This is a genomic window from Lysobacter sp. DMC97 (assembly GCF_056313745.1).
The window spans coordinates 502,135-527,679 of the sequence record NZ_JBQUZR010000001.1; the positions used below are offsets into that span (position 1 = coordinate 502,135).

Genomic DNA, 25,545 nt, shown 5'->3' on the forward strand with positions numbered 1-25,545 from the left:
ATCCGTGGCCGGCAGGTGGAGGGTGGCCTTGTAGCGGTTGTTGTCCTGTTCGCTCACGCGCTGACTCGTTCTGTCGTCTGTGTCGTGTCCGCGGCGTCGAGCAGGCGGCGGGCCTGCGTGGCATCGCGGTCCATCTGCGCGACGAGCGTCGGCAGATCGGGGAATTTCTCTTCATCGCGCAGGCGCGCGACGAACTCGACCTCGATGTGGCGGCCGTAGAGGTCGCCGTCGAAGTCGAACAGGTGGGCTTCCAGAAGCGGCTCGCGGCCGCCGACGGTGGGCCGGGTGCCGAAGCTGGACACCGACGGCCACGGCGCATCGGCGACGCCGTGCACGCGGGTGGCGTAGATGCCGCGCAGCGCCGGCGTGCCGTACGGGAATCGCAGGTTCGCGGTGGGATAGCCCAGCGTGCGGCCGAGCTGCTGGCCGCGGACCACGCGGCCGGAGATCGCGTACGGCGACCCCAGCAGGCGCGTGGCGGTGACGAAATCGCCGGCCTGCAGCGCGGCGCGGATGCGGGTGCTCGACACCGGCTGGCCGTCGAGCGTGACCGGCGCGATGGTGCCGGCGGCGAAGCCGAGTTCGGCGCCCATCGCGGTCAGCAGGTCGAGGTTGCCGGCGCGGGCGCGGCCAAAACGGAAATCGGGGCCGACCCAGACCTCGCGCGCGCGCAGGCGGCCGACCAGCAGCCGGCGGACGAAGTCCTCCGGCGACACCGCCGCCATCGCCGCGTTGAAGCGCAGCAGGCCGACGAGGTCGATGCCCAGGCCGTGGAAACCGGCGAGCTTGGCGCGCGGCAACTGCAGGCGCGGCGGCGGCGCCGCGGGCGAGAAGAACTCGCGCGGCAGCGGTTCGAAGCTGACCGCGACGGCCGGCAGGCCCAGCGCGCGGGCACGCTCGGCCGCGCGGGTCACCAGCGCGCGATGGCCCACGTGCAGGCCGTCGAAGGCGCCGATGCAGACCACGCTGCCCTCCGGGCACAGCGGCCCGCCGTCGAGATCGCGGAAGAGATCGGTCATCGGGAATTCGGAAGCGGCCGGACCGGAATGCCGGTGCGGCCACGCAGGTACCGGAAAACCCCGAGTATAGCCGGGCGCGCGCAACGCCGGGCCACGCTCAGTGCTCGCGCAGTTCACGCGGCCGGAAGCCCATCGCCACCATCGCCACGGCGTAGACCACCACGCCGGTCGCCACCAGCGCGACCAGCCAGCCCACCCGCTGCCACAGCCCGACGACGGTGAAGTCCGGCGCCCAGTGCAGGCCCAGCAGCACCGCGCCGGTCATCGCCGTGCAGCTCACCAGCAGCCGGACCGTGTAGTGGCCCCAGCCCGGCAGCGGCTGGTAGACGCCGTCGCGGCGCAGCCAGCGCCACAGCAGCCAGAGGTTCAGGTAGCTGGCCAACGCGCTGGCCAACCCCAGCGCCAGATGCAGGCCCGGCGTCTTCGCCAGCGCCACCAGCACCGGCCCGTCGCGCAACTCCGGCTTGACCCACAGCCCGTACAGCACCGCGAGGATGGCGACGTTGAAGACCATGTTCGCGATCATCGACGCCAGCCCCGCCTTCACCGGCGTGCGGGTGTCCTGGCGGGCGTAGAACGCCGGCAGCAGCACCTTCACCAGCGCGAACGACGGCAGGCCGAAGCTCAGGCCGAACACCGACATCGCGGTCATCTCGGTGTCGAACGGGCGGAATGCACGGTGCTGGAACAGCGTGGCGACCAGCGGCACCGACAGCAGCATCAGCCCGAGCATCGCCGGGATCGCGATCATCAGCGTGGTCCGCAGGCCCCAGTCCAGCGCCCGCGAGAAACCGGCGTGGTCGGTGTTGACGTGGTGGCGCGACAGCGTGGGCAGGATCACCGTGCCCAGCGCGATGCCGAACACGCCCAGCGGCAGTTCGAGGAAGCGGTCGGCCTGCGACAGCCAGGTCTGCGAGCCGACGAACAGCAGCGCGGCGATCACCGTGTCCAGCAGCAGGTTGATCTGCGCCACCGACGAGCCGAACAGGGTCGGCACCATCAATCGGATCACCTTGCGCACGTCGGGATGCTGCCAGCCCCACTTCGGCAGCGTGAGCAGGTCCAGCCCGCGCAGCGCGGGCAGTTGGAACAGCAGTTGCAGCACGCCGGCCGCCATCACCGCCCAGCCCAGCGCGGTGATCGGCACCGTCAGCCGTGGCGCCAGCCACAGCGCGCCGGCGATCATGCAGAGATTGAGGATCACCGGCGTGAAGGCCGGGATGCCGAAGCGGTTGAAGCTGTTCAGCGCCCCGCCCGCCAGCGCGGTCAGCGACACGAACAGGATGAAGGGGAAGGTCAGCCGCAGCAGGTCGACGGTCAGCCCGAACTTCTCCGAGTCGGCCTCGGCGCCGAGGTTGAACAGGGTCGCGATCTGCGGCGTGAACACCATGCCCAGCGCCGTGACCACCAGCAGCACCCCGCCCAGCGTGCCCGAGACCCGGGCCATCAGCTCCTTCAGGTCGGCGTGGGGCCGGGTTTCCTTGACCTCGGTGAACACCGGCACGAACGCGGTGGAGAACGAGCCCTCCGCGAACAGCCGGCGCATGAAGTTCGGGATCCGGAACGCCACCCAGAAGGCGTCCGTCGCCGCCCCGGGGGTGAACGTCGTGCCGATCGCGATGTCGCGGATCAGCCCCAGCACCCGCGAAACCAGCGTCATGCTGCTGAACGACAGCAGCCCGCGCAGCATGCCGCCCTTCGGCGCGGCGCCCGGCGCCGGCCCGCTCATGCCGCCACCTCGGCCCGGTTGACGCAACCCACTGAATCGCCCATAATTTTCTGTCTCGCTGTCCGCATGGCGGCAGTCTGCCCCTTCTTTTCCCTTACGATCGAGCGGCCGGCGCCGCTGGATTCAACCGTCAACCCCAGGATTTCACCGTGGCCAACATCAAGTCCGCCAAGAAGCGCGCCAAGCAGACCGTCGTGCGCAACGCGCGCAACACCGCCCAGCGTTCCCAGCTCCGCACCGCCGTCAAGAAGGTCCTCAAGGCCCTCGATTCCAACGACGCCGCCGGCGCCGAAGCCGCCTTCGCCGTGGCCCAGCCGATCCTCGACCGCTTCAGCTCGCGCGGCCTGATCCACAAGAACAAGGCCGCTCGCCACAAGAGCCGCCTGACCGCGCGCATCAAGGCCCTCAAGGCCGGCTGATCCGCCTGCGTCGACCGAAGCACCGAAAAACCCGGCTCCGGCCGGGTTTTTTGTTGCCTGCAGGTGCCCGCCGTCCACGACATGGGTCGAGCGGCCTTCAGGCCGCTTCGGAAGCGAGCGAAAGGCGAAGCGGCCTGAAGGCCGCTCTACCGGATCGATCACATCAGGCATCGGGCGCGCGGCCCGCGGCCTTCGCCTCGGCCTCCGCTTCGCGCTCGGCCTCGCGCAGGCGATCGAAGAAGTGCTGGACCTCCAGCATGATCGGCCACGTGCCTTCGCGCGACAGCGCGGAGACCATGTGCCACGGGCCTTCCCAGCCGAGTTCCGCGACGATCGCCTCGGCGCGCTCGCGGGCCTCGTCCTCGAACATGAGGTCGGCCTTGTTGAGGATCAGCCAGCGCGGCTTCTCCAGCATGCCGGGGTCGTACTTGCGCAGCTCGTGCTCGATCGCGCGCACCTGCTCGGCGGGCGAGACCGTGACGCCACCGCTGCCGCCCTCGTGCAGGCCGTCGTCGCCCATCGGCGCCATGTCGACCAGGTGCAGCAGCAGCCGCGTGCGCTGCACGTGGCGCAGGAACAGGCTGCCGAGACCGGCGCCTTCGGCCGCACCTTCGATCAGGCCGGGGATGTCGGCGATCACGAAGCTGCGGTGCGGTTCGACGCTGACCACGCCGAGGTTCGGATACAGCGTGGTGAACGGATAGTCCGCGACCTTCGGCGTCGCCGCCGACACCGCGCGGATGAAGGTGCTCTTGCCGGCGTTCGGGAAGCCCAGCAGGCCGACGTCGGCCAGCAGCTTCAGCTCGAGCTTCAGCAGGCGCTCCTCGCCCGGCAGGCCCGGCAGCGCCTTGCGCGGCGCGCGGTTCACCGAGCTCTTGAAATGCATGTTGCCGAGGCCGCCCTTGCCGCCCTTCGCGACCAGCAGGCGCTCGCCGTGGCGGGTCAGGTCACCGATGACCTCGTCGGTCTCGACGTTGGTGACCACCGTGCCCACGGGCACCGTGATGGTCAGGTCTTCGCCGCCCTTGCCGTACATCTGCCGGCCCATGCCGTTCTCGCCGCGCTGGGCGCGGAAGCGCCGTTCGTGGCGGAAGTCGACCAGCGTGTTGAGGTTTTCGTCGGCCTGCAGCCAGACACTGCCGCCGTCGCCGCCGTCGCCGCCGTCGGGCCCGCCGAGCGGGATGAATTTCTCGCGCCGGAAACCGACGCAGCCGTTGCCGCCGTTGCCGGCCACGACCTGGATTTCGGCTTCATCGACGAGTTTCATGGGATGCGGGTTCCGAGAGGGGGACGAGACTGGGGGAATTCGGTGAAGCGGGCGCGAAGCGACATCGTCGCAGAAACGAAAAGCCCCGCCGGAGCGGGGCCTTTCGCGGACTGCGCGCGACCGGTCAGACGATGCTGACGGTGCGGCGCTTGTTCGGGCCCTTGACCGAGAACGCCACCTTGCCGTCGACCAGCGCGAACAGCGTGTGGTCACGGCCGAGGCCGACGCCCGGACCCGGATGGAACTGGGTACCGCGCTGACGGACGATGATGTTGCCGGCTTCGACGGCCTGGCCGCCGAACAGCTTCACGCCCAGGAATTTCGGGTTGGAGTCGCGGCCGTTGCGCGAGGAACCTACGCCCTTTTTATGTGCCATGGCGGCTTCTCCTTACTTGTTGCCACCGGCGATGCCGGTGATCTGGATTTCGGTGTAGTGCTGCCGGTGGCCCATCTGCTTGCGATGGTGCTTGCGGCGACGGAACTTGACGATGCGGATCTTGTCGGCGCGACCGTGGCCGAGCACCTTCGCGGTGACGCTGGCGCCCTTGAGCGCGTCGCCGAGGGTGACACCCTCGCCGTCGCCGAGCATCAGCACATTGTCGAAGGTGATCTCGCTGCCGGCATCGGCTTCGAGCAGCTCGACGCGGAGCGTCTCGCCTTGCATCACGCGGTATTGCTTACCGCCGGTGACCAGAACTGCGTACATGAACGGATTCCTCTGTCGTTATTGGGTGTAGCCGGTGTCGCGGGTGACGCAAAACCGCCCGTGCGGGCGGAAAGACCGGCAATATTAATGACTTGCGGGCCCGATCGCAAGCCGCATCGCGCCTCCGCCCCGGTGCCCGCTCCCGCGGCCGGGCCGCGTTGACGAACGAAGAACGCGATTCCCCACCCCGAAATACGGCCTGCGAAGGCACTTGCGGGCCCGGCGAAGACCGGCTTAGCTTCTGTTCGGAAATGTGAACAAATGCCGCGGCACGGGAGAGGTGCGGCGGATTTTCCGGTCTCCGGAGCGGCCGCCAGGGCCTGCCGGGACCGGCCGCCAGTGCCGGCAGCACAAGGAGTCCGTTGTCCGATGTCGATCGCCCCGTTACCGATGCACGCGCCGTCCCGGCGCCCGGGCCAACATCGTCTCCGCGCCCGCCACGTCCCGGTCCGGGTCGCCCTCCCCATCCCCTAGCGCGTCCGCTCACCGCCGTGCCGTCGGCGCGTCCGCCGGCGGCATGGCGCTGCCCGCTCTCCGGAAAAGGCCGGGGGGCGGTTCCCCCGTCGCCGGCGGATGCCGGCGCCATCCCGGAGGCCGTTTGCGCCCGTCTTTCGCGCCCGGCCTCATGCATGAAGGAGTCTATGCACCATGATCCGACCCAATCGTAACCAGGTCCTGAGGCTGTCCGCCCTGGCCATCGCCGCCGCCGCGATCGTCGCGCCGGCCGCGTGGTCCGGCGGCCGCGCCCCGGTCGTCAACCGCGCCGTCGCCCCGAAGAGCGCCGCCGCGCAGACCGAGCTCAACGACCGTTTCATCGTCACCTACCGTGACGCCACCCGCGCCGCGAAGACCGCGCTCGCCGGGCGTTTCGCCGGCAAGGCGAACGGCCTCGGCCTGACCGTCAGCCCGGTGCGCACGCTGTCCACCGGCGCCGACGTCATCCGCGTCGATCGCGCGCTCGACGCGACCGAGAGCAAGCAGCTCTTCGTCGAACTGATGAAGGACCCGAACGTGCTGGCGGTCGAACCCGACGTCCGGGTCAAGCCGCTGTTCGTGCCGAACGATCCGCTGTACGCCCAGCAGTGGCACTACAAGAACGGCCCGGGCGGCATCAACGCCGAACCGGCCTGGGACATCACCAAGGGCAGCGGCATCGTCGTCGGCGTGATCGACACCGGCATCACCCCGCACAGCGAGTTCGCCGGCCAGCTGGTGCCGGGCTACGACTTCATCGCCGACATCGACACCGCCGCCGACGGCGACGGCCGCGACGCCGATCCGAACGATCCGGGCGACTGGACCGCGGCGGGCGAATGCACGTTCTTCGACGAGGACAGCAGCTGGCACGGCACCCACGTCGCCGGCACCATCGCCGCGCTCAGCGACAACGGCAGCGGCACCGCCGGCGTCGCGCCGAACGCGAAGATCCAGCCGCTGCGCGTGCTCGGCAAGTGCGGCGGTTACATCTCCGACATCGCCGACGCCATCACCTGGGGTTCGGGCGGCACCGTCGCCGGCATCCCGGCGAACGCCAATCCGGCGGAAGTGCTGAACATGAGCCTCGGCGGCGGCGGTGCCTGCGGCGTCGCGCTGCAGAGCGCGATCGACGGCGCGGTGAGCCGCGGCACCACGGTGGTGGTCGCGGCCGGCAACTCCGGCGCCGACGTCGCCAACGCGCAGCCGGCGAACTGCAACAACGTGATCGCCGTGTCCGCGGTCGGTCCGACCGGTACGCTCGCCAGCTACTCGAACTACGGCGAGAAGGTCGACGTCGCGGCGCCGGGCGGCACCGGCGCTTCGCCGGCGGCCGACAACGTGCTGTCGACGCTCAACCTCGGCCTCACCGACCAGGGCGCGGAAGGCTACGCCTGGTACGCGGGCACCTCGATGGCCGCCCCGCACGTGGCCGGCGTGGTGGCGCTGATCCAGTCCGCCTCGGCCACGCCGAAGACCCCGGCCCAGGTCGAGAAGATCCTGCGCAACACCGCCTACGCCAACGGCGGCTTCCCGGGCGGCTGCTCGTACGCCCTGCCCTGCGGCACCGGCATCATCGATGCCACCGCCGCCGTGCGCGTCGCCAACGGCACCGACCCGCTGCCGTCCGACCCGCCGGGCCCGCCGCCGCCGCCGCCGGCCACCGAACTGGCCAACGGCATCACCGTCACCGGCATCACCGTCGGCACCAACGGCGAAGTGAAGTACCAGCTGGTGGTGCCGAACGGCGCGACCAACCTGCTGTTCGCGATGTACGGCGGCACCGGCGACGCCGACATGTACATCAAGTACGGCGCGCCGCCGACCAACACGTCGTACGACTGCCGTCCGTACGCGTTCGGCAACACCGAGAACTGCTTCTTCCCGGCCCCGCGCGCCGGCGTGTGGTACGTCACGCTGAAGGGCTACAGCGCCGGCACCGGCATCTCGCTGTACCCGAGCTTCGTCGACGCCAACTACCCGTACAAGGAATCGGCGACGGTGACGCAGCTGACGAACCATCGCACCAGCGTCGTCCTGACCTGGCAGCATGGCAAGAAGCAGGTGGACATCTACCGCAACGGCCTGATCTACAACAGCCGTCGCAACACGTTCACGTTCACCGACAACTTCCGCATCATCGGCACGGGCACCATGACCTACAAGATCTGCAACCAGGGCACCAGCGAGTGCTCGAACGAGGTCTCGGTCGACTACGCGTCGAAGAAGTAACGGCGCAGGCAAGACAGGGCGTCGCCGTGCTCCGGGACGTGTGTCCCGGCACGGCGCGCCCACCGTCGCCCCCGGTCCGCCGGGGGTGGCGTTTCCCCCGATTCCCCCTCCTTCAGCGAAGACTCGACGATGTCCCTTTCCCGCTTCGCCCGCGGCGGCCTCGCCGCGACCCTGCTCGCGCTCGCGACCGTCGCCTGCCAGCGCACCGATGCCCCGGCCCCGAAGGCCGCCGACGCGCCGACCCTCGCGCGTGCGCCTTTCGACGCCGTCCTCACCGTCACCGACAACAGCGGTGCCGTCCGCTTCGACGGCACCGTCGACAATGCCGAGACCAAGGGTCGCCTCGAACGCGCCCTGCTCGCCGCCTACGGCCCCGGCCGGGCCACCGGCGCGATCGACCTCGACACCGCTGCCCGCCCCGCCCGCTGGGCCGACGGCCTCGCCGGGTTCCTCCCCGCTTTCGCGACGGCCACCGGCGCCAGCCTGCGCCTGGAAGGCGATACCGTGCTGCTGAATGGCCAGGTCGACCTCGAACGCCGCCGCACGCTGCGCGCCGCGGCCGAGCAGGCCTTCCCCGGCGCCCGCCTGCAGGGCCTGTTCGTGCTGCCGGACGCCACGGCCGACGCCGGCAAGAAGATCGCCCCCGAAACGCTGGCGAAGACCCTGAACACGCTGCCGGTGAAGTTCGAGAGCGGCGGCGGCAACGTCAGTGCCGACAGTCTGGCGCTGGTGACGCAGGCCGCCGACGCGATGCGCCGCGCCCCCGCCGGCACCACCCTGCGCATCGTCGGCCCGGTGGTCGCCTCCGCCGACGCCGGCAACGACGTGTTCCTGTCGAAGCAGCGCGCCGAGGCGCTGAAGGTCCAGCTGATCCTGAACGGCGTGAACCCCGCCATGATCCAGACCCGCGGCTGGGGCCAGAACGACGACGGCACGCCGATCGAGGGCGCAGTGCCGCCGCCCGAAGGCGCACCGATGCGCTTCGAACTGGTGCGCTGACCCGCGCGTCGCCGGCAGGTGCCGGCGACCGTCCGGGCAGACATCCCGGCACCGCGGCGGGACTTCCGCGGATTTGCCCCCGCCGCGGGGGGTCGGTAGGCTTGCGGATTGCTTTTCGCGCGTCGCGACGCCATCTCTGGCGCGCAAGGGCAACCCCTCCACGCCCGGACCTCCCCCGCCCCATGGCCATGGACACCATCCGCATCCGCGGAGCGCGTACCCACAACCTCAAGAACATCGACCTCGACCTCCCGCGCGACAAGCTGATCGTGATCACCGGGCTGTCCGGTTCGGGCAAGTCCTCGCTGGCGTTCGACACCATCTACGCCGAAGGCCAGCGCCGCTACGTCGAATCGCTGTCGGCCTACGCGCGCCAGTTCCTGAGCGTGATGGAGAAGCCGGACGTCGACCACATCGAGGGCCTGAGCCCGGCGATCTCGATCGAGCAGAAGTCGACCAGCCACAACCCGCGGTCGACGGTCGGCACCATCACCGAGATCTACGACTACCTGCGCCTGCTCTACGCCCGCGTGGGCACGCCGCGCTGCCCCGACCACCACTTCCCGCTGGAGGCGCAGACCGTCAGCCAGATGGTCGACCAGGTGATCGCGCTGGCCGACGATCCGAAGACCGCCGAGCAGCGCTGGATGCTGCTCGCGCCGGTCGTGCGCGAGCGCAAGGGCGAGCACGCGCAGGTGTTCGACCAGCTGCGCGCGCAGGGCTACGTGCGCGTGCGCGTGGACGGCGTGCTGCACGAGATCGACGCGGTGCCGCCGCTGGCGCTGCGCCAGAAGCACACGATCGAAGCGGTGGTCGACCGCTTCAAGCCGCGCGACGACCTGCGCCAGCGGCTCGCCGAATCGTTCGAGACCGCGCTGAAGATCGGCGACGGCATGGCCATGGTGCAGTCGATCGACGACGACACCGCCGAGCCGCTGCTGTTCTCGTCGAAGTACAGCTGCCCGGTGTGCGACTACGCGCTGCCGGAGCTGGAACCGCGGCTGTTCTCGTTCAACTCGCCGATCGGCGCCTGCCCGAGCTGCGACGGCCTCGGCGTCGCCCAGTTCTTCGATCCGGCGCGCGTCGTCGTGCATCCGGAACTGTCGCTGGCGGCCGGCGCGATCCGCGGCTGGGACCGCCGCAACGTCTACTACTTCCAGCTGATCCAGTCGCTGGCCAAGCACTACCGCTTCGCTGTCGACACGCCGTGGCAGGACCTCGACACCGACACGCAGCAGGCGATCCTGCACGGCAGCGGCGAGGAGGTGATCACCTTCACCTACCTCACCGACGCCGGCGGCCGCACCCAGCGCAAGCACCGCTTCGAGGGCATCATCCCGAATCTCGAACGCCGCTACCGCGAGACCGAATCGGCGGCGGTGCGCGAGGAACTGGCGAAGTACATCAGCGAACGCCCCTGCCCCGACTGCGGCGGCGCGCGCCTGAACAAGGCCGCGCGCAACGTGTTCGTCGCCGACCGCGCGCTGCCGTCGCTGGTGGTGCTGCCGATCGACGAGGCGCTGGACTTCTTCAGCAGGCTCACGCTGGCCGGCTGGCGCGGCGAGATCGCGGTGAAGATCGTCAAGGAGATCCGCGAACGCCTGAACTTCCTGGTCGACGTCGGCCTCGACTACCTCACGCTGGAGCGCAAGGCCGACACGCTGTCCGGCGGCGAGGCCCAGCGCATCCGCCTGGCGTCGCAGATCGGCGCGGGCCTGGTCGGCGTGATGTACGTGCTCGACGAGCCGTCGATCGGCCTGCACCAGCGCGACAACGAGCGCCTGCTCGGCACGCTCACGCGGCTCCGCGACCTCGGCAACACGGTCATCGTGGTCGAGCACGACGAGGACGCGATCCGCCTCGCCGACCATGTCGTCGACATCGGCCCCGGTGCGGGCGTGCACGGCGGCGAAGTCATCGCCGAGGGCACGCTCGAAGACGTGCTGAAGGCACCGCGCTCGCTCACCGGCCAGTACCTCAGCGGCGCGAAGCGGATCGAGATCCCCGCGCACCGGCACAAGCCGAACCCGAAGATGAAGCTGCAGCTGCGCGGCGCCTCGGGCAACAACCTCAAGACCGTCGACCTCACGCTGCACGCGGGCCTGTTCACCGCGATCACGGGCGTGTCGGGCTCGGGCAAGTCGACGCTGATCAACGACACGCTGTACGCGCTCGCTGCGAACGAGATCAACGGCGCCTCGCACAAGCCGGCGGCGTTCAAGGAAGTGAAAGGCCTCGACCTGTTCGACAAGGTCGTGGACATCGACCAGTCGCCGATCGGGCGCACGCCGCGCTCCAACCCGGCGACCTACACCGGCCTGTTCACGCCGCTGCGCGAACTGTTCGCGTCGGTGCCCGAGGCGCGCGCCCGCGGCTACTCGCCGGGCCGCTTCAGCTTCAACGTGCGCGGCGGCCGCTGCGAGGCCTGCCAGGGCGACGGCCTGATCAAGGTCGAGATGCACTTCCTGCCCGACGTGTACGTGCCCTGCGACGTCTGCCACGGCAAGCGCTACAACCGCGAGACGCTGGAGATCCTCTACAAGGGCCACAGCATCCACGACGTGCTGGAGATGACGGTCGAGGACGCGCTGAAGCTGTTCGAGCCGGTGCCGGCGATCGCGCGCAAGCTCGAGACGCTGATGGACGTCGGCCTGAGCTACATCCGCCTTGGCCAGCCGGCGACCACGCTGTCCGGCGGCGAGGCGCAGCGCGTGAAGCTGTCGAAGGAACTGTCGCGTCGCGACACCGGGCGCACGCTCTACATCCTCGACGAGCCGACCACCGGCCTGCATTTCCACGACATCGAGCACCTGCTCACCGTGCTGCACAAGCTGCGCGACGAGGGCAACACGATCGTGGTGATCGAGCACAACCTCGACGTGATCAAGACCGCCGACTGGGTGATCGACCTCGGCCCCGAAGGCGGCCATCGTGGCGGCCAGATCATCGCCGAAGGCACGCCGGAAGAGATCGCGGCAATGCCGCAGTCGCATACCGGCCGTTTCCTGTCGAAGCTGCTGTCGCCGCCCGCACCCGCCGTGCCGGAGAAGCCTGCGGCAACCAGGTCCACCCCGGCGAAGCCGACCGCGGCGAAGACGACCGCAACGAAGCCGACCGCGCCGAAACCCGCGGTCGTGAAGAAAACCGCACGCAAGAAGCCCGCCGCATGAACACGCCACACGATGCCGTCGACGCCGACGATGCCGCGCCGATCCTGTTCCGGATGCCGCTGGACCTGCGCTGGCGCGACCTCGACGCGTTCAACCACGTCAACAACGCCAACTTCATGACGTTCCTGGAAGAGGCGCGTATCCGCTGGTTCGAGAGCACCGGCCAGACGTGGATCACCGACGGCTACATCCCGCTGCTGGCCGCGGTGCAGATGAACTACCGGTTGCCGATCCCCTACCCGTCGAACGTGTTCGTCGAACTGTTCGCCGAGCGCGTGGGCCACACCAGCCTCACGATCGGCCATCGCATCGTCGACGAGGCGGACCGCGTCCACGCCGACGGCCACTGCGTGCTGGTCTGGATCGATCGCGGCAACGGCCGCCCGATCCCGCTGCCGGACGCCATCCGCGGCGCGGCGGAAATCGGCTGAGGCGCTCAGCGCTCACTCTCCACAACGACGGCGTCGCAGCGGCGCCATCCATCACACCCGCGGTCATCCCGAGCCCAAGGCGAGGGACCTGCTTCAGGCCCGCGCCGTCGCACCCGACGCGCTCAGCGCGTGAAATCGTGGATCACGGCCCGGCGCATGCGCGCGAGGACGTCTTCATCCAGCGCTGCGCCATGGATGCGTGGGCGATCCACCGCGTCGACGACATCGTCGAGTTCGCACCAGAGCAAGCCAAGCGACGGCGTCGCCTTCGATGCCAGCACCGCGTCGATCAGGGTCATCCATTCCGTCAGCGATGTCGGCACCGGTTCGCCACTCGGCCGCGGCGGCCGTGCTTCTGCCTCGGCCTGCTGCACCAGCGCCCGCGCGATCTTCGCCTCGCTCCAGCCCTTGCGGCGCAGCCGCGCAGCGGTCGCCTCGGCCGCCTTCGCGGGATCGCGTCCGGACGAGGTCGCCCGGCCGAGTGGCGTGCCGCAGTCGCAGTGCGCCGGTGTCGTGTGGAACAGGCGCTCGCCTGACGCCAGACCGGCACGCAGTCCGTCGGACAGACCACCCGCCTCGACACAGCGGCGGCCATGCGCGCGGAAGATCGCCGTCACCTCCTCCGCGTCGGCGTCCTTCGGCAGGACCGCGAAAATGAAGAAGCACATCAGTCGCCGAGTCCGAATCCTGCCAGTTCGCGTTCGAGCATCGACGTGCGCGCGGCATCCATCGCGATGCGGCAACGCAGGCGCGTCGCGTCGGCGGCTTCGCCCGTGGCGGAGGCCGCGACGAACGTGCAATGCGCCTCGCGATGACGGCGGTAGGCCGCGATGTCCTCGTCGAAGAGCGCCAGCGCACGGTGGATGAGCGCCGGGTCTTCCTGGTCCCACAGCGCGACGCGGGCCCGCATGCGCGCCTGCATGGTGTCGAGCGCGGCCTCGGCTTTTGCCGCACGCGCTTCGAGGCAGGCGCGATGTTCATCGGCGGGACGCGCAGCATCGCAGGTGTCGTCGGCGGGTGCCGCGAACGCAGCGCCGCTGCATGCGAGCGCGACCGCGAGCGCGACCGACCGTCTCACGGCTCCGCCTTCCGCACCTCGAACTCGCCCAGCAGCGAACCGCCGCCGGCGAGCTGGAATTCGACCACGATGCGGCTGCCCGGGTTGAGCTTCGCCGACGGGCGCATCAGCATCAGGTGCAGGCCGCCGGGCCGGAAGGTCGCACTGCCGTCCGGCGCGATGCGCAGCGTCGGCACCGGACGCATGCGGCTGACGCCGTCGACCGTGCGGGTCTCGTGCAGTTCGACGCCGGCGAACGACGGGCTCTTCGCACCGGTGATCGTGGCGGGCATCGGGCAGGCATTCACGATGCGGCCGAAGCCGGCCAGCATCGGCATCGCGGCCGCGGCGCCGGCGGGCGGCAGTCTCACCCAGCCATCGCGCACCTGCGGGCGGCACCCCGCGGCGGCGGCGCTGGCCGACGCCAGCAGCAGGACGAGACCGATGACGAAGGACGAACGGCGTTGGGCGGAGATGCGCATGCCGCCTATGATAGCCGCTCCTCCTTTTCCGACAGGACCGCGATGAGCCCGTTGATCGAGACCCAGGACATCGGCGCCATCCGCTGCCTCCGGCTGGCCCGGCCGCCGGTGAATGCGCTGAACCCCGAACTGTGCCGCGCACTGATCGCCGCCATCGAAGGCGCGCACGGCGACGGCGTCTCGGGGCTGGTCGTGGCCGGCAGTCCGAAGATCTTCTCGGCCGGGCTCGACGTGCCCTACCTGCTGTCGCTGGGCGACGACCGCGACGCCGTGCTAGACGCCTGGCAAGCGTTCTTCGGCGTGGCCCGGCGGCTGGCCGAATCGCGCATCCCGGTGGTCGCCGCGCTGACCGGCCACGCCCCGGCCGGCGGCTGCGTGATGGCGCTGTGCTCCGACTACCGGGTGATGGCGCGCAGCGAAGACCCGTCGAAGCCGTTCGCGCTCGGGCTCAACGAGACCCAGGTCGGCCTGGTGGTGCCCGAAGGCATCCAGCAACTGATGCGCCGCGTGGTCGGCGACCATCGCGCCGAACGCCTGCTGGTCGCCGGCGAGATGGTGCCGGCCGAACGCGCCCTCGCCATCGGCCTGGTCGACGAACTGGCCGCCGTCGACGAAGTCGTCCCGCGCGCGATCGAATGGCTGCAGGCGCTCCTGAAACTGCCGCACACGCCGATGCTGCAGACCCGCGCCCTCGCACGCCGAGCGGTCATCGAGGCACTGTCGCCGGAGTACATCGACCTCGAACACTTCGTCGACCGCTGGACGGAGCCGGACACGCAGGCGGCGCTGCATGCGCTGGTGGCGCGACTGAAGAAATAACCCCCGCCGAACGTAGAGCGGAACGCAGTTCCGCTACCCTGTCTCCGGAAAAGTGGCAGCGGAGCTTCGCTCCGCTGTGCAGGATGGCGTTGCGGTAGAGCGGCCTTCAGGCCGCTGTCGTCCGAATCGCGATGAAGAACAGCGGCCTGAAGGCCGCTCTACCGACGGCCGGATCAGACGGAGCAGCGGAGCTTCGCTCCGCTCTACAACGCGGATGCGGATCAACGCACTCGCTTGCCGTCGGCGTCGATGACGACTTCGCCGTCTTCCTTCGCGAACGGCTGGTCGCAGGGCGGCAGCAGGTCGAGCACGACTTCCGAGGGCCGGCACAAACGCACGCCGGTCGGCGCGAACACGAACGGGCGGTTGATCAACAGCGGATGCGCGACCATCGCGTCGAGCAGCGCCTCGTCGGACAGCGACGCGTCGTCGAGGCCGAGTTCGGCGTGGATCGTCTCCTTCGCACGGATGGCCTCGCGCACGGTCAATCCGGCGGCGACGATGGCCTCCGCCAGTTGCGCCTTCGTCGGTGGCGTCTTCAGGTATTCGACCACGGTCGGCTCGATGCCGACGTGGCGGATCAGCGCCAGCGTGTTGCGCGAGGTGCCGCACTTCGGGTTGTGCCAGATCTCGATCGACATGCGGATCCTCCGGGAATCAGGCGTCGCCGGTCGCGACGGGCCGCGCCGGATCCTCGATCCAGCCGCTCCACGAACCGGTGAACAAGGCCGCGCCGTCGAGCCCGGCGTGCGCCATCGCCAGCAGGTGGTGGCAGGCGGTGACGCCGGAGCCGCACATCGCGATGACGGACGACGGCGGGCGGCCTTCGAACAGCGTCGCGAATTCGGCCGCGAGCTCGGCCGCGGGCTTGAAGCGCCCGTCGCACAGGTTCGCGGGATACGGCCGATTGCGCGCGCCGGGCACGTGGCCGGCGACGCGATCGATCGGTTCGACCTCGCCGCGGAAGCGCTCGGCGCCGCGGGCGTCGACCAGCAGGTCGCCGGCGGCCACGCGCTGCGCGGTCGCGGTCGCATCGAGGAGGCGGCCGCTCGCGAACGCGCCCGGATATGGCGGCGCGGCGACGACATCGGGCGTGTCGGCATCGGTCGGCAAGCCGGCGGCGGTCCACGCCGCGAAGCCGCCGTCGAGCACGGCGACGTCGCGATGGCCGAAGCTGCGCAGCAGCCACCAGAGCCGCGCGGCGAACGCGCCGTCGCCGGCGTCGTACGCCACGACCTGCGTCGCCGGCGTGATCCCTTCGCAACCGAGCCATGCGGCGAACGTCTCGGCCGACGGCCACGGATGCCGACCCGCGCCGGGCGCATGCGGGCCGGAGAGATCGCGATCGAGATGCGCATGGCGCGCGCCGGGGATATGCGCCGTGCGCCAGGCCGCCTCGCCGGCGGCGGGGTCGGCCAGCGCGAAACGGCAATCGAAGATCCGCAGCTCGGGATCATGCAGGCGCGCGGCGAGCGCGTCGACGGACACCAGCGTGGTCCATCCAGTCATGGTCAGGTCCTTCCGGCGATGCGCGCGAGCCGTTCGCGCAGGTTGAACAGGATCGTTGCGGTCACGCCCCAGATGCGGTGCTGCGGCACCCGCGGGGCGCGTTCGAATTCCAGCACGTGGCGCACGCGGCCGCGGTAGTCCATGCCGATGCTGCGCAGGCTGGCGGGCGCGAGCAGGAAATCGAGATCGACCTCGAACACTTCCGCGACCTCGTTCGGATCGGGCATCGCGACGTAGCCGGGATCGACCCGCGCCACCACCGGCAGCACGCGGAAGCCGGTGATCGTGACCATCGGATCGAGGTAGCCCATCGGCGCGACCAGCGACGCGCCGAGCCCGATTTCCTCGTGCGCCTCGCGCAGCGCCGCGGCCACGCTGTCGACGTCGTCCGCTTCGACCCGGCCACCGGGGAAACTCACCTGCCCGGCATGGTGGCGCAGGCTGTCGGTGCGCCGGGTGAGCAGCACCTGCAGGCCGTCCTCGCGCGGCACGAGGCCGACCAGCACCGCGGCCTCGACCGGCACCGCATCGCCGATCAGGTCGGCCAGTTCGTCGCGATTCCACGGTGGTGCGGTCGGCGGCTCGCCCAGCGGATGCAGCGCCTGCGCCAGCGTGTCGAACGGCGGCGGCAGCGGTCGCGCGGTCATCACGACCGAGCTCCCGCTGAGAGGCGGGCCTCGCGGGCGGGCAGCACGTCGTCCATCACGTGCAGGCGTTCGGCGTCGGTCATCGTCGACCAGCGCGCGATCTCGTCGCCCGTGCGGAAACAGCCGTCGCAATGGCCGTCGGGCGCCAGCGTGCAGACGCCGATGCAGGGAGTGAGGATCGCGTGGACGGTCACGGGGAAAACCGGAATGGAGGGTCCGAAAAGCATCACGCCGGCGCGGGGCCGGCGTGACGGGTGTTGCGGGGCGTCGACGCCGGCGGCATCAATTCGACAAGATCAGTTCTGGCCGGCGGTCGGCTGCGCGCTCGGCGCCGGCAGCACCGGGCCCACGCTGAGCAGCTTGATGTCGAAGATCAGCACCTGGTTGGCCATGCGGCCCGAGCGCTCGACGGACGTGCCGTAGGCGGCGCTGCCCGGCAGGGCGACTTCCCAGCGCGAACCGGCCTGCATCATCTGCAGCGCTTCGCGCAGGCCCGGCATCGGGATCTCGCTGAGGCGGATGGTGACCGGACCCGGGGCCTGGCCGTTGATCGCCTTGTTGGTGTTCTCGACTTCGGTGCCGTCGGGCAGCTTGGTGACGAATTCGACGGTGATCTGGTTGGCCTGGGTCGGCTTGGCGCCATTGCCGGCTTCGATCACCCGGTACTGGACGCCGTCCGGCAGGACCTTCACGCCGGCCTTGCCCTTGTTCTGTGCCAGGAAGGCGTCGCCCTTGGCCTTGTTGTCGGCCGCGCGCTTCTCCAGCTCGGCCTTGGCCTTGGCGACGATGCGGGCCTGCAGGGCCTGCATCACCGGCGCGGCCTGCTCGGGCGTGATCGCCGGCTGCTTGTTGCCGATCGAGTCCTGGAACGCCTTCATGACCGTGGCCATGTCGAGCTGTTCGCCACTGGACATGACCTGGGCGATTTCGCCGCCGGCGCGATAGCCGAGGGCATAGCTCATCTTGCCCTTGTCGGTCGAGATGTCCTGGGCGGACGCCGCACCTGCGGTCAGGGCCAGGGCCGCCAGCGTGCAGGCGGCAAGCACACGCAACTTCATTCAGTCACTCTCCAGAGAGGGGATCGTGCCGGATTCCGGCAAGGGATGGAGCGGTGGAACCGCCCCGGTATGGACTCGACAAACGACGGGCTAGGATACTGTCCGCCGCACTTAACCGCCACTGAGGCCGGCCCTGTGACCGGCCCGGGCACCACAAGTTCCCGGATCGCGCCGGCTTTTCCACGAACCGGCGCGCCCCGCATTTCCGTCGATGACCCCGCCCTTTCCGGACACGCTGCCCATGACCCAGGACACCGCCCCCGCCTCGCCCCTGACGATCGACGACCTGCCCGTGGCCGGCCACGGCGTGGTCCGGCGCATCGCCGTGACCCGGCCGGAGCGGCTGAATGCGCTCGATTCCCGCACGATCGACGCCCTGCAGGCCGCCTTCGACGCCGCCGCGGCCGACGCCTCCGTACGGGTGGTGGTCCTGACCGGCAGCGGCCCCAAGGCCTTCGTCGCCGGCGCCGACATCTCGGAGATGCGCGGCCTGACCCCGGCCGAGGGCCGCGATTTCTCGCTGCGCGGCACCCGGATGATGCGCCGCATCGAGAAACTGCCGAAGCCGGTGATCGCCATGGTCAACGGCTTCGCCCTCGGCGGCGGGCTGGAGCTGGCGATGTCCTGCCACCTGCGCATCGCCGCGGACACCGCCAAGGTCGGCCAGCCCGAGATCAACCTCGGCCTGATCCCCGGCTTCGGCGGCACCCAGCGCCTGCTGCGCCTGTGCGGCCGCGCCGCCACGCTGGAGCTGTGCCTGCTCGGTGCACCGATCGACGCCGCCCGCGCCGCGCAGCTCGGCATCGTCAACCGCGTCGTGCCGGCCGCCGATCTGGAAGCCGAGACGATGAAGCTAGCCGAGCAGTTGGCCGCCTCCGCCCCGCTGGCGCTGCGCGGCATGCTCGACTGCGTGAACGTCGGCGGCGAATGCGGGCTGGAGGAAGGCCTGGAATACGAATCCGCGCAGTTCGGTCTGGTGTTCTCCACCGACGACATGCGCGAAGGCACGTCGGCGTTCCTGGAACGCCGCAAGGCGGCGTTCACCGGCAAATGAGCGAATCCGTCGATCCGTGGCAGCCCCCTGCCGCGAAGTCTCGCCAAGTGGCCGTGTTCGTTACCGGCCGACCGGCGTCGCCTGCTCGTTTCGTGCTGATCCCATGGGCGGTGCTGTCGCTGCAGCTGATCGTCATCTTGACCAGTGCACTGTGGATTGAACCATTGCCACTGAGGCTGCTGCTGGCGGTGATCGTCGGCGTGGCCCCCCTGCGCTGGTCGGGCTGGTTGGGCCGCCTGCGCCCGCCTTCGGCGCAGTTGCGCTGGCTGCCCGGTGGCGGCGCACGACTCTCCGGCAATTTCGCGGAGCGATACATCCCGCTGATGAAACCGCTGATCTTGAATGCCATCGACCTGCGCAACGACCGGTTGGCCTTCGACGTACAAGCGATCACGCCTGCCGGTTCAACGGAAACGCTTTCGCTCGACTGCAAGGCCTTCCGCAGTGTCTCTGCAGGCGATCTGCATGCCTTGTTCGCAGCCGCCATGACAGGAGACGGCGCAGCCGTCGCATCGGTTGCAAAGGCACGAAACCTGAAACTACGCGAGCGGACGCCGGGCCTGACCGTTCCGGTCATGGAGGCGAAATGGATGCATGCGCTTTCGCTAGCCGGCTCTTTCTGCATCCTGGCGATCGCATTTCCGTTCCGGCACTTGGTGCTGCCATGATGCTGCTACCCGTGAGATCGGCCTGTCCCGTCCATGCATCCGTGCAGACCCTTGCGTTGCGCGACGCGGTCGACGGCAGCGACATCGACCACGCCATCTCGCTGGGCCTGCTGACGTTCGAGCCCGGTCCGCATCGCTGCGACAACTGTCGCGCCACGATCGAAACACTCCTCGCCGCCCGCGACGCCCGCCTGCGCGCGCTCGCCGCGCGCGAGCGCTTCCGGGCGCGTGCGGTGCGGCTGGCCGCACGTGCCGAGGCGCGCGCGAAGCGGCGCGCGGAAGCGCAGGCCGCCCCGCGCGCACCGGCGATGCCCGCGCTGCCGCCGGCCGCCGCGGCCGCGTTCGCGCGGGCGATGGCGAAGGCGTCGACGAAGCGCGAGGGCTGAGCGCATGGCCGCGAAGAAAGCCACCGCGAAGAAGACGCCCGCCGCATCGGCACGGACCTCGCGCGGCCTGATGCCCGAAGCCGATGTGCGCACCGCATTCGAACGCTGGCGCGAACTGAATCCGCATCCGACCACCGAACTGGAATACACGACGCCGTTCGAGCTGCTGGTCGCCGTGGTGCTGTCGGCGCAGGCCACCGATGTCGGCGTGAACAAGGCCACGCGAAAACTGTTTCCGGTCGCCAGCACGCCACAGGCCATCGCCGCGCTGGGCGTGGAGAAGCTGAAGTCCTACATCGCGACCATCGGCCTGTTCAACACCAAGGCCGCGAACGTGATCGCGCTGTGCGAGCGGTTGATCGCCGAGCACGGCGGCGAGGTGCCGCGCGACCGCGCCGCGCTGGAAGCCCTGCCCGGCGTCGGCCGCAAGACCGCGAACGTGGTGCTGAACACCGCCTTCGGCGAACCGACCATGGCCGTCGACACGCACATCTTCCGCGTGTCCAACCGCACCGGCATCGCGCCGGGCAAGACCGTGCTCGCGGTCGAGCAGGCGCTGCTCAAGCGGGTGCCTGCCGAGTTCCTGCTCGACGCCCACCACTGGCTGATCCTGCACGGGCGCTACACCTGCATCGCGCGCAAGCCCGCCTGCGGCCGCTGCCCGATCCGCGACCTCTGCCGCTTCCCGGACAAGACGCCGGACGCCGAAACCTGAACGGCTGGCCGGCCGCCGGGCGGCCCGATCCGTGACCTTCGGCGGACGACTGTCACCCGAACGAAATATTCACGGCCTACGCTTGCCCGCGGTCTTTCCCACTGCCGAAGGCGGCTTCCCCATGACGCTCTCCCGCAACACCCTGTCGCTCGCCCTGCTGGCCGCGATGTTCGCCCCGCTGGCCCACGCCGAAGTGCCGATCGACGTCATCGGCAATTCCGAGGTCTCGTTCGAGGGCCTGGTCCAGGTCGATTCCTACAAGTTCGACGTCGACACCATCGACTACGGCGCCGATTCGGCGTCCGACCAGGACGGCAAGGAGCGCCTGCAGGAACTGCGCCGCGCCGAACTCGTGCTCAAGGGCAAGGGCCCGGGCAACTTCGAGTGGGTGCTGGGCTACGACGCCAAGGACGACAAGTTCCTCGACGCCAACATCAAGTACAAGTTCGGCAACAACGCGAACCACTACCTGCAGATCGGCCAGTTCAAGCAGCCGGGCGCCACGATGGAGGAACTGTCCTCCACCAAGAACAACGACTTCATCAGCAAGTCGTCGATCACCAACAGCTTCGGCACCGCGCGCCGCCTCGCCATCGCCTACAACTACGGCGACGTGAACTGGGGCGTGACCGGCAGCTTCTTCGGCCGCGAACTCACCCGCGACCGCGAAGTCGGCGCCGGCTACAGCCTGCGCGGCTACTACGCCCCGATCAACGAGAGCGGCAACGTCCTGCACTTCGGCCTGAACTACACCAACAAGGACACCGACCACGACGTGGCCCGCCTGCGCGCGCGCCCGATGGCCGACATGGTGCCGACCCGCTTCATCGACACCGGCAGCACCGGCCTGCGCGCCGCCGACCGCATCGGCACCTTCGGCGTGGAAGGCCTGTGGGTGAAGGGTCCGTTCAAGCTGCAGGGCGAGTACATGCGCGCCGACGTCTCGCGTTACGGCAGCTTCAAGGACTTCAACGCCGATGGCTTCTACCTCAGCGGCGTGTGGAACATCAGCGGCGAGACCTGGGGCTACAAGGCCGGCGCGCCGACCACCCCGCTGCCGAACGATCCGGCCAAGGGCCTGTGGCAGGTCGGCCTGCGCTACGACACGATCGACCTCAACGACGGCAGCCCGATCGTCGGCACCTCCGGCGTCAACGGCGTGCTCGGCGGCAAGATGGATTCGTGGACGCTCGGCGTGAACTGGTACTGGCGCTCGAACTTCAAGTTCATGCTGAACTACGCGCTGGTGAACCAGGAGAAGTACAGCACCTCGCTGCGCCGGAACACGCAGGACAATCCGAACATCGTCGAAGCCCGCGCCCAGTTCTACTGGTAAGCAGGCGGCGCCGCGCAGGGATGCGCGGGATGCGAATGAACGAAAAGCGCGGCTTCGGCCGCGCTTTTTTCGTGGGTCGGACCACGGCCGCCTGAACCTCCGACCACTCGATGACAGTTTTCACGGCAGTGACACATTCGTGTCCCGGGATTGTCACACGCCGGTTTTGAAATGGCGGGCATCGCAACACCCGCCGCATCCTTCCCCGGAGTCCTCCGTGTCCAACCCGATCTCCTCGTTCAAGACCCGCCTCGCCGCCGTCGCGCTCGCCGGCCTGTTCAGCGCCAGCGCGTTCGCCGCCGATGTCACCGGCGCCGGCGCTTCCTTCGTCTATCCGGTCATGACCAAGTGGTCGTCCGACTACGCCAAGGCCACCAGCACCAAGGTCAACTACCAGTCGATCGGTTCCGGCGGCGGCATCGCCCAGATCAAGGCCGGCACCGTCGATTTCGGTTCGTCCGACGCCCCGCTGAAGCCGGAAGACCTGGCCGCCTCGGGCCTCGCGCAGTTCCCGTCGGTGATCGGCGGCGTGGTGCCGGTGGTCAACCTGGCCGGCGTGCAGTCCGGCGCGCTGAAGCTGGACGGTCCGGTGCTGGCCGACATCTTCCTCGGCAAGATCACGATGTGGAACGACCCGCGCATCGCCGAGCTCAACGCCGGCGTCGCCCTGCCCGCGCAGAAGATCTTCGTCGTGCACCGCTCCGACGGTTCGGGCACCACGTTCAACTTCGTCAACTACCTGTCGAAGGTCAGCCCGACCTGGAAGTCGTCGGTCGGCGAAGGCACCGCGGTCAAGTGGCCGACCGGCATCGGCGGCAAGGGCAACGAGGGCGTGACCGCCTACGTGAAGCAGATCAAGGGCGCCATCGGCTACGTCGAGCTGTCGTTCGCGCTGCAGAACAAGCTCACCTACCTGCGCATGAAGAACGCCGCCGGCAACTACGTGATCCCGAGCGACGACAGCTTCTCCGCCGCCGCCGCGAACGCCGACTGGGCCAGCGCGAAGGACTTCTACCTGGTCATCACCAACGCCCCGGGCGAGAAGTCCTGGCCGATCACCGCCACCAACTTCATCCTGATGTACAAGCAGCCGAAGAACGCCGCCGGCGCCAAGGCCGCGAAGGAATTCTTCCGCTGGGTCTACACCAACGGCGACGCGCAGGCCAAGGCGCTGGACTACGTCCCGCTGCCGGAAGCGCTGGTGAAGCAGATCGAGGCCTACTGGGCCAAGAACATGGCCTACTGAGCCGACGACGCAACCCCCTCCCTCCTCTCTCCTCTCCTTGAGAAAGCGGGCCTCCGGGCCCGCTCTTTTTTTGCCGACAGGACTGGGCGCGACGGCGGTCGCCGCGACGCCCACGTGACCGTGTCACACCCGCGTCACAAAAAAATCATTTGATAGGCGCAGGCCGAACGCCTGCCCCGTTCCCATCCAGCCCTCCGGACGCCCCTTCCGCATGAGCAACGCCCCTTCCATCGCCGACCCGCGCGGCATGCGCGACCGGATCGATGCGCGCCACGACCGCTGGTTCAAGGCGGTGGCGACGCTGGTCGCGGTGTTCGTGCTGTTCAGCCTCGCCGGCGCGGCCCTGTCGATGCTGTGGGGCGGCCGCGGCGTGCTGGCCTCGCAGGGCGCATCGTTCTTCTATTCCTCCGACTGGAACCCGGTCGAGAACCAGTACGGCGCGCTGGTGCCGATCTACGGCACGATCGTCACCGCCCTCATCGCGATGCTGATCGCGGTGCCGGTGAGCTTCGGCATCGCGTTCTTCCTGACCGAGGTCGCGCCGCGCTGGCTGCGCACGCCGGTGGGCATGGCGATCGAACTGCTGGCCGGCGTGCCGTCGATCATCTACGGCATGTGGGGCTTCTTCGTGCTGATGCCGGTGATGCGCGACACCATCATCCCGCTGCTCAACGACCACGTCGGCACCTGGCCGGTGGTCGGCGTGCTGTTCCAGGGCCCGCCGATCGGCGCCGGCATGCTCACCTCGGGCCTGGTGCTGGCGATCATGGTCGTGCCGTTCATCTCCTCGGTGATGCGCGAGGTGTTCCTCACCGTCCCCGGCCGCCTGAAGGAATCGGCCTACGCGCTGGGCTCGACGCGCTGGGAAGTGATCTGGGACATCGTGCTGCCCTACACCCGCTCGGCGGTGATCGGCGGCATCTTCCTCGGCCTCGGCCGCGCGCTGGGCGAAACGATGGCGGTCGCGTTCGTGATCGGCAACAGCGTGCAGTTCACCAAGTCGCTGCTGGAGCCCAGCACCACCATCGCCGCACTGATCGCCAACGACTTCGGCGAAGCCACCGCCGAATACCGCTCGGCGCTGCTGCTGCTCGGCTTCGTCCTGTTCATCGTGACCTTCGCGGTGCTGGCGGTCGCCCGCCTGATGCTGATGCAGCTCTCGCGCAGGGAGGGCAACTGATGAACGCCTCCGCCCGCCCCCGCATGACTTCGCCCACGCCGCGCAGCGCGTCGCAGGGCCTGTATCGCCGCCGCCGCGCCGCCAACGTGATCGCGATCATGCTGGCCTGCGCCGCCGCCGCGTTCGGCCTGCTGTTCCTCGGCTGGATACTGTGGACGCTGATCGCCAAGGGCCTCGGCGGCCTCGACCTCGCGCTGTTCACGCAGGACCAGCCGCCGCCGCTGGAAGCAGGCGGCCTGCGCAACGCCTTCGTCGGCAGCATCCTGATGTGCGGCATGGCGGTGCTGATCGGCACGCCGCTGGGCATCGCCGCGGGCACGTGGCTGGCGGAATACGGCAACGGCCGCAAGCTCGGCACCGTGGTCCGCTTCGTCAACGACATCCTGCTGTCGGCGCCGTCGATCGTGCTGGGCCTGTTCGTCTACGCGGTGTTCGTGATGCAGGTCGGCGGCGGCAAGTTCTCCGCGCTCGCCGGTGCGGTCGCGCTGGCCTTCATCGTGCTGCCGGTGGTGGTGCGCACCACCGACGAGATGCTGCGCCTGGTGCCGTCGCAGATGCGCGAGGCGGCGCTGTCGCTGGGCGTGCCGCAGTGGAAGGTCACGGTGCAGGTGCTGTACCGCTCCGCGCTGCCGGGCATCGTCACCGGCGTGCTGCTGGCGCTGGCGCGCATCTCGGGCGAGACCGCGCCGCTGCTGTTCACCGCGTTCGGCAACGGCTACCTCAGTTTCGACGTCACCAGCGAGATGTCCGCGGTGCCGCTGGTGATGTTCCGCTTCGCCGGCGCCGGCTTCGAGAACTGGGAACACATCGCCTGGGCCGGCGCGCTGGTCCTCACCCTGTTCGTGCTGTCGGTCAGCCTGGTCGCCCGCACGGTCCTGCTGCGCAACAAGATCACGCACGACTGATGCCGCCATGACCGATGCAGCCCTGATCGATGCGGCG

Annotated in this window: 25 protein-coding genes and 1 pseudogene; 14 read left to right on the forward strand and 12 right to left on the reverse strand. The window is 69.5% G+C overall.

The window, feature by feature from the left end:
- Positions 1 to 53: 53 nt before the first annotated feature.
- The gene (locus ACT53Q_RS01740; RefSeq protein ID WP_476184929.1) at positions 54 to 1,019 is read right to left on the reverse strand and encodes a bifunctional riboflavin kinase/FAD synthetase; all 966 of its coding nucleotides are present in this window, start codon (positions 1,017 to 1,019) and stop codon (positions 54 to 56) included.
- 97 nt (positions 1,020 to 1,116) lie between these two features.
- Positions 1,117 to 2,709: a murein biosynthesis integral membrane protein MurJ gene (gene murJ, locus ACT53Q_RS01745; protein WP_476185161.1), complete on the reverse strand. Its 1,593-nt coding sequence runs from the start codon at positions 2,707 to 2,709 to the stop codon at positions 1,117 to 1,119.
- A 188-nt stretch (positions 2,710 to 2,897) separates the two neighbouring features.
- On the opposite strand from murJ, the gene rpsT reads away from it, so the two are divergent.
- Complete coding sequence (gene rpsT, locus ACT53Q_RS01750) at positions 2,898 to 3,167, forward strand: 30S ribosomal protein S20 (protein WP_476173507.1); 270 nt, start codon at positions 2,898 to 2,900, stop codon at positions 3,165 to 3,167.
- A gap of 163 nt (positions 3,168 to 3,330) precedes the next feature.
- Here rpsT and obgE read toward each other — a convergent pair whose 3' ends face one another.
- The 3 genes from obgE to rplU form a co-directional block, all read right to left on the reverse strand.
- Complete coding sequence (gene obgE / locus ACT53Q_RS01755; RefSeq protein ID WP_476184930.1) at positions 3,331 to 4,434, reverse strand: GTPase ObgE; 1,104 nt, start codon at positions 4,432 to 4,434, stop codon at positions 3,331 to 3,333.
- A 124-nt stretch (positions 4,435 to 4,558) separates the two neighbouring features.
- Positions 4,559 to 4,810 carry a 50S ribosomal protein L27 gene (gene rpmA, locus ACT53Q_RS01760; RefSeq protein ID WP_476173505.1) on the reverse strand — a complete coding sequence of 84 codons (252 nt, stop codon included), beginning with the start codon at positions 4,808 to 4,810 and terminating at the stop codon, positions 4,559 to 4,561.
- A gap of 12 nt (positions 4,811 to 4,822) precedes the next feature.
- Positions 4,823 to 5,140: a 50S ribosomal protein L21 gene (rplU, locus tag ACT53Q_RS01765; protein WP_476184931.1), complete on the reverse strand. Its 318-nt coding sequence runs from the start codon at positions 5,138 to 5,140 to the stop codon at positions 4,823 to 4,825.
- Positions 5,141 to 5,788: 648 nt separating this feature from the next.
- Here rplU and ACT53Q_RS01770 point away from each other — a divergent pair.
- The 4 genes from ACT53Q_RS01770 to ACT53Q_RS01785 all read left to right on the forward strand — a co-directional run bounded on the left by ACT53Q_RS01770 (position 5,789) and on the right by ACT53Q_RS01785 (position 12,446).
- A complete protein-coding gene (locus ACT53Q_RS01770) occupies positions 5,789 to 7,846 on the forward strand; it encodes a S8 family peptidase (RefSeq protein ID WP_476184932.1) in 2,058 nt (685 codons plus the stop codon).
- A gap of 129 nt (positions 7,847 to 7,975) precedes the next feature.
- Positions 7,976 to 8,845, forward strand: coding sequence for an OmpA family protein (locus tag ACT53Q_RS01775; RefSeq protein WP_476184933.1), 870 nt, complete (start codon positions 7,976 to 7,978; stop codon positions 8,843 to 8,845).
- 182 nt (positions 8,846 to 9,027) lie between these two features.
- Positions 9,028 to 12,015 (forward strand): excinuclease ABC subunit UvrA, encoded by a 2,988-nt coding sequence (uvrA, locus tag ACT53Q_RS01780; RefSeq protein WP_476184934.1) that lies wholly within the window; start codon positions 9,028 to 9,030, stop codon positions 12,013 to 12,015.
- Positions 12,012 to 12,446: an acyl-CoA thioesterase gene (locus ACT53Q_RS01785; protein ID WP_476184935.1), complete on the forward strand. Its 435-nt coding sequence runs from the start codon at positions 12,012 to 12,014 to the stop codon at positions 12,444 to 12,446. Before uvrA ends, ACT53Q_RS01785 begins: the two co-directional genes overlap by 4 nt.
- A gap of 122 nt (positions 12,447 to 12,568) precedes the next feature.
- Here ACT53Q_RS01785 and ACT53Q_RS01790 read toward each other — a convergent pair whose 3' ends face one another.
- Genes ACT53Q_RS01790 through ACT53Q_RS01800 form a run of 3 tightly spaced genes read right to left on the reverse strand, consistent with a single transcriptional unit; the run spans position 12,569 to position 13,985 of the window.
- Entirely contained in the window at positions 12,569 to 13,114 is a 546-nt protein-coding gene (locus ACT53Q_RS01790) for a hypothetical protein (RefSeq protein WP_476184936.1), read from the reverse strand.
- Complete coding sequence (locus ACT53Q_RS01795) at positions 13,114 to 13,524, reverse strand: lysozyme inhibitor LprI family protein (RefSeq protein ID WP_476184937.1); 411 nt, start codon at positions 13,522 to 13,524, stop codon at positions 13,114 to 13,116. The genes ACT53Q_RS01790 and ACT53Q_RS01795 overlap by 1 nt, the downstream gene beginning before the upstream one ends.
- Complete coding sequence (locus ACT53Q_RS01800; protein WP_476184938.1) at positions 13,521 to 13,985, reverse strand: copper chaperone PCu(A)C; 465 nt, start codon at positions 13,983 to 13,985, stop codon at positions 13,521 to 13,523. Before ACT53Q_RS01800 ends, ACT53Q_RS01795 begins: the two co-directional genes overlap by 4 nt.
- Before the next feature lie 42 nt (positions 13,986 to 14,027).
- Between ACT53Q_RS01800 and ACT53Q_RS01805 the strand changes: the two genes are divergently transcribed.
- Positions 14,028 to 14,804 (forward strand): enoyl-CoA hydratase/isomerase family protein, encoded by a 777-nt coding sequence (locus ACT53Q_RS01805; RefSeq protein WP_476184939.1) that lies wholly within the window; start codon positions 14,028 to 14,030, stop codon positions 14,802 to 14,804.
- Between the two features lie 221 nt (positions 14,805 to 15,025).
- Here ACT53Q_RS01805 and arsC read toward each other — a convergent pair whose 3' ends face one another.
- From arsC to ACT53Q_RS01825, 4 genes and pseudogenes are all read right to left on the reverse strand, one after another.
- Positions 15,026 to 15,445, reverse strand: a complete 420-nt coding sequence (gene arsC, locus ACT53Q_RS01810) for an arsenate reductase (glutaredoxin) (protein WP_476184940.1) — start codon at positions 15,443 to 15,445, stop codon at positions 15,026 to 15,028.
- 16 nt (positions 15,446 to 15,461) lie between these two features.
- The gene (locus tag ACT53Q_RS01815; RefSeq protein ID WP_476184941.1) at positions 15,462 to 16,313 is read right to left on the reverse strand and encodes a sulfurtransferase; all 852 of its coding nucleotides are present in this window, start codon (positions 16,311 to 16,313) and stop codon (positions 15,462 to 15,464) included.
- A 2-nt stretch (positions 16,314 to 16,315) separates the two neighbouring features.
- Positions 16,316 to 17,187 (reverse strand): annotated as a pseudogene (locus tag ACT53Q_RS01820) (NUDIX hydrolase).
- 69 nt (positions 17,188 to 17,256) lie between these two features.
- Positions 17,257 to 18,018 (reverse strand): FKBP-type peptidyl-prolyl cis-trans isomerase N-terminal domain-containing protein, encoded by a 762-nt coding sequence (locus ACT53Q_RS01825; protein WP_476184942.1) that lies wholly within the window; start codon positions 18,016 to 18,018, stop codon positions 17,257 to 17,259.
- A gap of 241 nt (positions 18,019 to 18,259) precedes the next feature.
- Here ACT53Q_RS01825 and ACT53Q_RS01830 point away from each other — a divergent pair, with 241 nt between their 5' ends.
- The 8 genes from ACT53Q_RS01830 (at position 18,260) to pstA (ending at position 25,508) form a co-directional block, all read left to right on the forward strand.
- Entirely contained in the window at positions 18,260 to 19,072 is an 813-nt protein-coding gene (locus ACT53Q_RS01830; protein WP_476184943.1) for an enoyl-CoA hydratase/isomerase family protein, read from the forward strand.
- Positions 19,069 to 19,740: a hypothetical protein gene (locus tag ACT53Q_RS01835; protein ID WP_476184944.1), complete on the forward strand. Its 672-nt coding sequence runs from the start codon at positions 19,069 to 19,071 to the stop codon at positions 19,738 to 19,740. Before ACT53Q_RS01830 ends, ACT53Q_RS01835 begins: the two co-directional genes overlap by 4 nt.
- A gap of 41 nt (positions 19,741 to 19,781) precedes the next feature.
- Positions 19,782 to 20,126: a hypothetical protein gene (locus ACT53Q_RS01840; protein WP_476184945.1), complete on the forward strand. Its 345-nt coding sequence runs from the start codon at positions 19,782 to 19,784 to the stop codon at positions 20,124 to 20,126.
- 4 nt (positions 20,127 to 20,130) lie between these two features.
- Entirely contained in the window at positions 20,131 to 20,841 is a 711-nt protein-coding gene (gene nth / locus ACT53Q_RS01845) for an endonuclease III (protein ID WP_476184946.1), read from the forward strand.
- A 121-nt stretch (positions 20,842 to 20,962) separates the two neighbouring features.
- Positions 20,963 to 22,177: an OprO/OprP family phosphate-selective porin gene (locus ACT53Q_RS01850; protein WP_476184947.1), complete on the forward strand. Its 1,215-nt coding sequence runs from the start codon at positions 20,963 to 20,965 to the stop codon at positions 22,175 to 22,177.
- A gap of 217 nt (positions 22,178 to 22,394) precedes the next feature.
- On the forward strand, positions 22,395 to 23,423 hold the full coding sequence (gene pstS / locus ACT53Q_RS01855; protein WP_476184948.1) for a phosphate ABC transporter substrate-binding protein PstS: 1,029 nt from the start codon (positions 22,395 to 22,397) through the stop codon (positions 23,421 to 23,423).
- A gap of 211 nt (positions 23,424 to 23,634) precedes the next feature.
- Positions 23,635 to 24,603 carry a phosphate ABC transporter permease subunit PstC gene (pstC, locus tag ACT53Q_RS01860; RefSeq protein WP_476184949.1) on the forward strand — a complete coding sequence of 323 codons (969 nt, stop codon included), beginning with the start codon at positions 23,635 to 23,637 and terminating at the stop codon, positions 24,601 to 24,603.
- Positions 24,604 to 24,626: 23 nt separating this feature from the next.
- Positions 24,627 to 25,508: a phosphate ABC transporter permease PstA gene (gene pstA / locus ACT53Q_RS01865; protein WP_476185162.1), complete on the forward strand. Its 882-nt coding sequence runs from the start codon at positions 24,627 to 24,629 to the stop codon at positions 25,506 to 25,508.
- Positions 25,509 to 25,545: the final 37 nt, after the last annotated feature.